The following is a 7,399-nucleotide window of genomic DNA, read 5'->3' on the forward strand; positions in this document are numbered from 1 at the left end:
TTTGCGACACTGAACAGCCGTAACCGCTACGCCATCCTGTTTCGGGTACAGAATGCCAAAAAGCCAGAAACAAGGGCGCGTAAAATCGAAGAATTCGTCAACATGCTGAATCGTGGCGAAACCTTCTATCCATAGATCTTGCGCTTCTGACGGCGATTTTGCCAAACGGGGGCAATATCCCCTAATGGCCGCTTCGGCTCAGCAGCCGTCATGCGTGGTACACGCCCAAAGGGCTGTTACTGGCCGACGGCCGCCTCTTACCCTCGGCGGCGACGGAGGCTGGATGGAAGAGGGCGCCGCGCCACCTACGCCCAGCATCGGCCCCTGGATGTCGTGATGTCCCGCCTTTGTCTTTCTCTATCATCGAGACGCCCTATCGTCTGGTGTAGCGTGATGCGCCGAAGCCACATGGCGGATCGCCTAAACTACAACACCAACGGACACGGCCGTTCCCGCGCGTCCCCCCTCCATGGCGCACATCTTCTTCGCAGCTTCGATTCAGCGACATATTGCAACGCCTGAGCGCGAGATCGACGCGCGCACGCTTGGCGAAGCACTCGAGGCCGTCTTCGCAGTGCAACCTCAACTGCGCGGCTATATCCTTGACGATCAGGGCTCGCTGCGAAGGCATCTGGCCGTGTTTGTTGACGGCCGGCGGGTGCGCGACCGACAACATCTGTCCGATGCACTCGGCGAGAAAAGCCGGGTGTACGTCATACAGGCGCTGTCGGGCGGATAACGGGATTCCAGTCGTACTCGAGGAGACACTCGACATGAGCGATCGATTGCTTGTCGCAACTCGCAAGGGATTGTTCATTCTGCAGGCCAATGGCGAAGGCGGCTGGACCCTCAGCGAGCCGCATTTCGTCGGCGAGCCCGTAAGCATGGTGCTGCCTGATCCGCGCGACGGCTCGCTGTATGCCGCGCTCAATCTCGGCCACTTCGGCGTGAAGTTGCATCGCCGGCGCGCGGGCATGAAGGATTGGGAAGAGTGCGCGGCCCCTGTCTACCCGCCGCAGCCAACCGGCGAGCGTACGGGTGACGGCGCGAACGCGAGTGCGGACGATGCAAGCGCCGCCGCGCCCAGCCCACCGTCTCCTCCCTGGACGCTTCAGCAAATCTGGTCGCTCGAATCAGGTGGCCGGGACGAGCCGGGCGTCTTGTGGGCCGGCACGATTCCCGGCGGGCTCTTCCGTTCCGACGATGGCGGCGACACATGGGTGCTCAACCGCGCGCTGTGGGATCGTCCAGAGCGTCGCGAATGGTTCGGAGGCGGCTACGACGCGCCAGGCATCCATTCCGTGATGGTCGATCCGCGCAACAGCCGGCACGTGACGATCGGCGTGTCGTGCGGCGGCGTCTGGCAAACCATCGACGGAGGCTCGACCTGGCGCGTGACTGCCGACGGCATGGAGGCCGATTACATGCCGCCGGATCGGCGCGGCGATGCCAACGTGCAAGACCCGCACCGCGTCGTGCAATGCGCGGCCAACCCGGATGTGCTATGGACGCAGCATCACTGCGCAATCTTCCGCTCGACCGACGGGGCGGCGCACTGGCAGCGAATTGAAGCGCAACCATCGAGCTTCGGCTTCGCCGTGGCCGTGCATCCGCGCGAGCCGGACACCGCGTGGTTCGTGCCCGCCGTGAAGGACCAGTGCCGGATCCCGGTAGACGGGCAGCTCGTCGTCACGCGCACCCGCGATGGCGGACGCACGTTCAAGCGTTTTTCGTTTGGGTTGCCGCCCACACCGGCGTATGACCTGGTGTATCGGCACGGCCTCGCCGTAGATAACTCCGGCGCACGCCTAGCGATGGGATCGACCACCGGCGCGCTATGGACGTCCGACGACGGCGGCGAAAGCTGGCATTTGATTTCAGCGCATTTGCCTCCTGTTTATTGTGTTCGTTTTGGATAAGGGCATGAGGCGGCCTAGTGAGGCATAGCACGCCAGCGTTCCAGCAGGTTCGACGATGAACACCAAGGCAGTCAACACGGTCGGCCGTTTACTTGATGCTACCTCAGTAATTCAGGCGCACCGGCTCCAGCCATGCGCCTGCCGGCCCTCTTGCTGGTCCAATAGCTCAACACGATGTCGTCTCAATTCGGAGCAACGGCACGCACAGTTACTTCGTCCTTGTCATCGTCTCCAGGGCCCTCCTGCTCGGTCGCCATCGGGAGCGACTCTACCGGGTATCCGTGATGTTCCCACGCATCAAGCCCCCCCTTCAGGGCGCGTACACGCCGGAATCCCTTTCGACGCATTTGCTGCGAAATCCTTTTCGCCGTTGCTTCGTTAGGGCAAACGCAATAGACCACGAGATCGTGTTCAAGCAGCGCCTCATCAACTTTCTCGGGTGATGCCAGGTCAATCGGTATTGCACCGGGGATGCGGTGCGGTTCCGCCTGGCGTACCGCTTGCGAGCGAGCATCGAGAATGACAGGCGGACGCTCGGACCGCATCATCTCGTCCAGCTGCTGTGGTGTGATTCGAATATGCGCGAGCCAGCGACGAAAACGCAGGCGCTGAATCCACCGGTATGCTGCGAAAGATGCTCCGACCGCGAGAAACACTTCGGCAACAGTTACGCCATGCGCACTGACCAGAGTCATCATCTTGGTCAACTGTGGGCCAAAAAGGGCCCCCCCGCCGAGCCACACTCCCGACCACATCGCACCGCCGGCAATATCCCACGAGAAGAAAATCCTTCGGTCGATTTTGGTGGTACCCAATAGCGGCGATGCGACAAGTCCGAGGCCGGGGACGAACTTCGCCACGAGCAGAAGTGGTGCCCCGTAACGCTCGAACCAAGCGTGAGTCCTCCGAACACTTGAGTCAAGCGATAGGGAAACTCGGACCAGACGTGTGAGGATGCGACGACCATAGCGCCGTCCAAGCACAAACCACAGTCCGTCCGAAATAAGAACGGCAGCCACCGCTGCCACGAATACCGAACCGAAAGAGACGAAACCCGCAGCAGCCTGAGCGCCAGCTAGCAGAAGCATTGGCGCGGCCGGAACCGGCGCGCCAAGTTGTGTGACCAGGACGCTGAGGAATACTACCGAGGCTCCCCATTCGGAGATTAAGGTGGGTGAAACTGCAATCAACAACTGACTCCGCTCATCTTCGACACACGAGTAGGGCGTGATTGGCGCGTGCGTCGACGCGTCGCATTGTCGCACGAGCAAAGGGGCGCTGCTTGGCAGAGTGAGAATTGGTATCCCTCCGTTCCACACACTGCGAATAGGGACGCGGACGCGGCGGACCTCGAGCCAGCGAGATAAGGGAAGCGGTGCATGAGCCAGGCGTGCAGCCGCTGACTGTCCCGGCAATCGGTTGAGGTTAGCTGGGCCATCGCCGGCGCGACCACGGAGGGAGAGAGACCCGAGGGGCCGTCCTCTCCCGAAAATATCTTCGATAGAAACGAATCCCCAGCAAACCGGTGAGTTTGCTGGGGATTTTGGTGAATCAAGCTCAGTTTACCCGCGCGTATGTAGAATGGGCAGGGCGATTAGAAGGGCTACTTGTACTGCCGGGGCGAGCGTCTATAGCTTACGAATCTTTGATGCCTGTGGGCCTTTCTGGCCTTGCGTGACTTCGAACTCTACTTTCGCGCCTTCCTCGAGCGATTTGAACCCATTACCTTGGATTTCCGAGTGATGCGCGAACAGGTCTTTGCCGCCGTCATCCGGCGTGATGAAGCCGTAGCCCTTCTCGCTGTTAAACCACTTCACGGTACCTGTTGCCATCTCATCCTCGATGCCAAAAGCATGCCAACCTGCATGCAAAGAAAGTTGTCAGACGCTGAACTCTCCGGCGCAGGATTTCGCTGCCGGCCGCTTCTTGTATCGTTAGCATATCGTGTCGCCTCCCTAGCGCCAAGCGCCTCTTGCTAGGGTTTACCTTGGGCGATGGGCGGCGAGTCGCGAGGGCGGTATGCTGGTGGGGACTGATGCCAGAATCATGCCCATCAACTAAGGCCCGTTGCGGCGTTCAACGCTGTGTTCAGAATTGTTTCTGGTAGCAGCGGCTGACTCGGGAAGCGGAACCTCTTTCGAAACGCGCCGGCTACGTAGTCCAGGCCATAGCAATCGATGCCGAGTACGCTAACCCCAGCTGGCACAATGCGCGAGACCTCGCGGACAAGAGTAGCCTCAGTCTCTCCGGACAATTGGCCCATTGCGTCCAGGTCGGCCTTATCCAGCCATCCCATCCGTCCGAGGCCTTCGATGAACCTGACTCTCATTGTGTTCAAACGGAAGAACATGAAGTCCAGCGCCAACTGCTGCTCGGCCCCCGGTTCATAGCGCAGGTAATGAGCAAGAAACGCCTGACTTGGTTCGAACTGCTCGGCTTCGCCGACAACCGTCAGCCGGCGTGCCGTCTGAACGTCAGTGGCTTCGGGTTGCAGCACTGACAAGCTCACCCTCGAATCTGCGAGCAAATTCTTAGTGTGCTCGGCCAAGGCGCTGATACAGACTACCGGGCGATGGGCTTCGTCTGGGACATATGGCACCACAGTCGCGTACGGGTAACCAGGCAGGATGGCTGAGTGGGTAGCAAGCGTTCCGTAGGCTGCCTCGTGCAGGAGATTGATGGCGCGTTCGGCAAACATTCTTCACTCGGTTTGCTGGTCAACCGCATCCCATCACTATCCGATGAGGTGCTGCTCTTGCTATGTTAGTTCACATCGCATGCAAAGCACTGATGTTCGGGCCGCACGCTGGACAGCTGGCGAAGACCTAATCTCCAGTGGCACTTTTTCAGCTGCGACGAGCGAGAATCCCCAGCGAGCGAAGTAGGCGGGAGCCACTGTGGAGAAGATATAGGCTTCGCGTGCTACTGTACCCCGAGCACGCATCAACAATGCCTCAACCAAGCACCCAGCGATGCCTCCATCTCGGTACGCCGGCTCAACTGCTACGGAGCGGATAAGAACGCTCGAGCCGTGACGCTCTGCTGCTGCACATCCAATAATGCGGTTCTCATACAGCGCAACGTGGAAGTCTTCGATTATCTCGGAAGTATCCGAGGTGGGGAGGCCGCACTGCTCAAGCAATGCAGCTACATGATGCCAATCTGAACGAAAAGCCGAGCGTAGAACAACGTTGGTCAGCATGAGGATGTGACTCCTGTGTGCGTCCTTTGCGGCCAGGAAGGCCTGCAGTGCGCATCTAATAATATTGAAGGCATTCATGTTGCCTTATGTGTGTGTCATTCTGACGGTCATGCCACCGCCGATACACCGTTCAGGGAGACTATCATCGAGGAGCAGGCCGGGCTGTAAGCGATTGTGATTGACGCTCTCTGCACCAAGTAGACTCCGATACTCAACGTGGGATTCCTGCCGTCGAAGAAGTGATGGTCGCTCACTTGCTGAGCGAACACTCGTAGTAGCGAGACGGCTGGCGATGCATGCGGAAGAAGGTGCTATAGCTCAACTTTCATGACTGTCCCTGTGTGGGTCCCGGTATCCGAGAACTCATGAGAAGCCAGCAGTTCGTCAGGTATGGCCGCACGGTCGACTGGCGTGAAGCCAAGGCGAGAGAAATAGCCAGCGGCAGATTCAGTTCTGAGGACCAGGGATTCGACGCCACGCAGACGTACATCGGCCACCAAGGCGGAAACCAGTAGAGCGGCGAGGCCTGCCCGTCTTGCCCGCTTCGCCACGGCGACTCCTTGTAACAAGGCAACTTTGCCACCGAGTTCTTCGATGCCGGCGCATCCAAGGAGGCCGGTCCTGTCCCGGCTGACATGAAATCGCACTGCTTCACAACGTATTCCACCAACCGGCAGTGAACACGAGCGAAGCAATGCTTCCACATCACGAAGGTCTTCTTTGGTCGCATGACGCGGCCTCATAGGGTTGCCTGTAAATCTTAATGCTAGATGACGAGCGCCTCGGCATTCCGCTTGCTACTCACAAGCCTAGCGCTCGCCAATTCTAGTCATCGTAGTTGTCATGCCAGCGTCGCCATTCGCGTCGACGCTCGCGCCATTCGTGCTCTCTCCATCGCCGCTCGCGCCATTGTCGCTCTCTCCAGGCGCGGCCCTGCCAGTCGTCGTAATAGTAGGCCGGAGCCGCTACCACGGGCGGCGGCTGAACGACAACAGGAGCTGGATCGTAGTAGACGGGCGGCGGGGCGACAACCGCTGGCACAGGGATGCCAATACCAATACCGACGTCCACCCGCGCCTCAGCCATGTTGGAGCCAAGAGCGGTAACGCCGACCAGAAGCAAGAGCGCTGCGGCCTTTCGCATGATTCTCTCCTTATCTTTCTTGCAGAGACTCTAGGTCAGCATGGTTCGACGATGTATTAGCAGATGTGCACAGCGGTGAGTTTGTGTAACGCGACGTTGATGCATAGGTGTCCAGCCGGACTTTCTGGGGCTCCTACACAACCGAGCATCTTCTGCGTGGACCGAGGTCGGAGCGCGAAAAGCCGTGCTGGCGGTGGAGGCGCATCCAGCCGTACTCGCGACTTGAGCTTGCCTGTTTCACAACTTACGGATTGTCACGAGTTCTGAGTCAACTCGGCTCGGGGCAGTACCGTTTTCTCCGATAAGCAAGGCGCCTTGCCGAGCTGCTAAATATCTCCCAGGAGTTCACGTCATGAAGAAGCTGTTCGCTGCTCTCGCCTCTGCAGCCCTCGTCGGTACCGTTTTCGCGCAGACTGGTGTGCCAGCTTCCGCGACTCAGCCGCAATCAGGCGCGACGAAGGACCAGGTGAAGGTCGTCAAGGAAAAGAGCCCCACACAGGCAAAAGCCGACAAGGACAAGAAGGGTGTCAGCGCGCAGGGCGATGAAGCAAAGGTTCAAGCCAGCGCCAACAAGGAAAAGGCAGACGTAAAGGCTGATGCTAGCAAGTCCACCGCCAAGGGCACCCACCACAAGGAGAGCAAGGTGAAGGCGGCCAATGCCGAGGCTGGTATGGCAAAATCTGAGGCAAAGAAAGATTCCGACATGGTGAAGGCCAAGGCAAATGTGGCGAAGCCCGAGGTGCAGCCGGAAGTCACGAAGGCCGCAGCCAGCGCGGACAAGACGAAGAAGCACTAACGTGCTCCTATCGGGCGAACCGAGGGGGCGTTGCCAGGGCCAAGGCCGCAACAACGTAGCCTGAGTGCAGGAGCTTTGCGGAGAGCGAGGGTGAGCTGAAAGGCCAGCCTGGCTTCTCCGCATTTGTCATGTTTGGGGAAGTGCAATGAAGGCGTTTCTCGCATTGGCAGAGCGCCGCTTAGTGGGTTTTTCATGAAGACGGCGCAGTTATCGTCCGCGGGGATAGTCTTATGAATATCTACCAGTTGCGGTTGGTCTCAACGGTCGACCCTCGATGGCTAGCCGCCGAACATAGGGGGCGCGTAGTTGTCGAAAACAATCAGGTAACGCTGGATGGGG

10 protein-coding genes are annotated in these 7,399 nt (G+C 59.3%); 4 read left to right on the forward strand and 6 right to left on the reverse strand.

Annotation, left to right across the window (positions count from 1 at the left end):
* The 3 genes from AC1DOX_RS30655 to AC1DOX_RS30665 form a co-directional block, all read left to right on the forward strand.
* A partial coding sequence (locus AC1DOX_RS30655) for a YdeI/OmpD-associated family protein (RefSeq protein ID WP_441616877.1) occupies positions 1–135 on the forward strand: 135 nt, incomplete at its 5' end.
* Positions 136–469: 334 nt separating this feature from the next.
* Positions 470–739: a MoaD/ThiS family protein gene (locus AC1DOX_RS30660; protein WP_092137777.1), complete on the forward strand. Its 270-nt coding sequence runs from the start codon at positions 470–472 to the stop codon at positions 737–739.
* A 34-nt stretch (positions 740–773) separates the two neighbouring features.
* Entirely contained in the window at positions 774–1,919 is a 1,146-nt protein-coding gene (locus AC1DOX_RS30665; protein WP_441624605.1) for a WD40/YVTN/BNR-like repeat-containing protein, read from the forward strand.
* 182 nt (positions 1,920–2,101) lie between these two features.
* Here the strand turns inward: AC1DOX_RS30665 and AC1DOX_RS30670 are convergent, their stop codons facing one another.
* From AC1DOX_RS30670 to AC1DOX_RS30695, 6 genes are all read right to left on the reverse strand, one after another.
* Positions 2,102–3,238 (reverse strand): DedA family protein/thiosulfate sulfurtransferase GlpE, encoded by a 1,137-nt coding sequence (locus AC1DOX_RS30670; protein WP_477112691.1) that lies wholly within the window; start codon positions 3,236–3,238, stop codon positions 2,102–2,104.
* Between the two features lie 309 nt (positions 3,239–3,547).
* On the reverse strand, positions 3,548–3,751 hold the full coding sequence (locus AC1DOX_RS30675) for a cold-shock protein (protein ID WP_092137833.1): 204 nt from the start codon (positions 3,749–3,751) through the stop codon (positions 3,548–3,550).
* A 221-nt stretch (positions 3,752–3,972) separates the two neighbouring features.
* Complete coding sequence (locus AC1DOX_RS30680) at positions 3,973–4,617, reverse strand: HugZ family pyridoxamine 5'-phosphate oxidase (protein ID WP_441624606.1); 645 nt, start codon at positions 4,615–4,617, stop codon at positions 3,973–3,975.
* A 60-nt stretch (positions 4,618–4,677) separates the two neighbouring features.
* Positions 4,678–5,199, reverse strand: a complete 522-nt coding sequence (locus AC1DOX_RS30685; protein WP_441624607.1) for a GNAT family N-acetyltransferase — start codon at positions 5,197–5,199, stop codon at positions 4,678–4,680.
* A 233-nt stretch (positions 5,200–5,432) separates the two neighbouring features.
* Positions 5,433–5,864: a GNAT family N-acetyltransferase gene (locus AC1DOX_RS30690; protein ID WP_441624608.1), complete on the reverse strand. Its 432-nt coding sequence runs from the start codon at positions 5,862–5,864 to the stop codon at positions 5,433–5,435.
* Between the two features lie 82 nt (positions 5,865–5,946).
* The gene (locus tag AC1DOX_RS30695) at positions 5,947–6,264 is read right to left on the reverse strand and encodes a hypothetical protein (protein WP_441624609.1); all 318 of its coding nucleotides are present in this window, start codon (positions 6,262–6,264) and stop codon (positions 5,947–5,949) included.
* 352 nt (positions 6,265–6,616) lie between these two features.
* Between AC1DOX_RS30695 and AC1DOX_RS30700 the strand changes: the two genes are divergently transcribed.
* The gene (locus AC1DOX_RS30700) at positions 6,617–7,060 is read left to right on the forward strand and encodes a hypothetical protein (protein WP_441624610.1); all 444 of its coding nucleotides are present in this window, start codon (positions 6,617–6,619) and stop codon (positions 7,058–7,060) included.
* Positions 7,061–7,399: the final 339 nt, after the last annotated feature.

It is taken from the genome of Cupriavidus sp. 01L415, assembly GCF_056400065.1.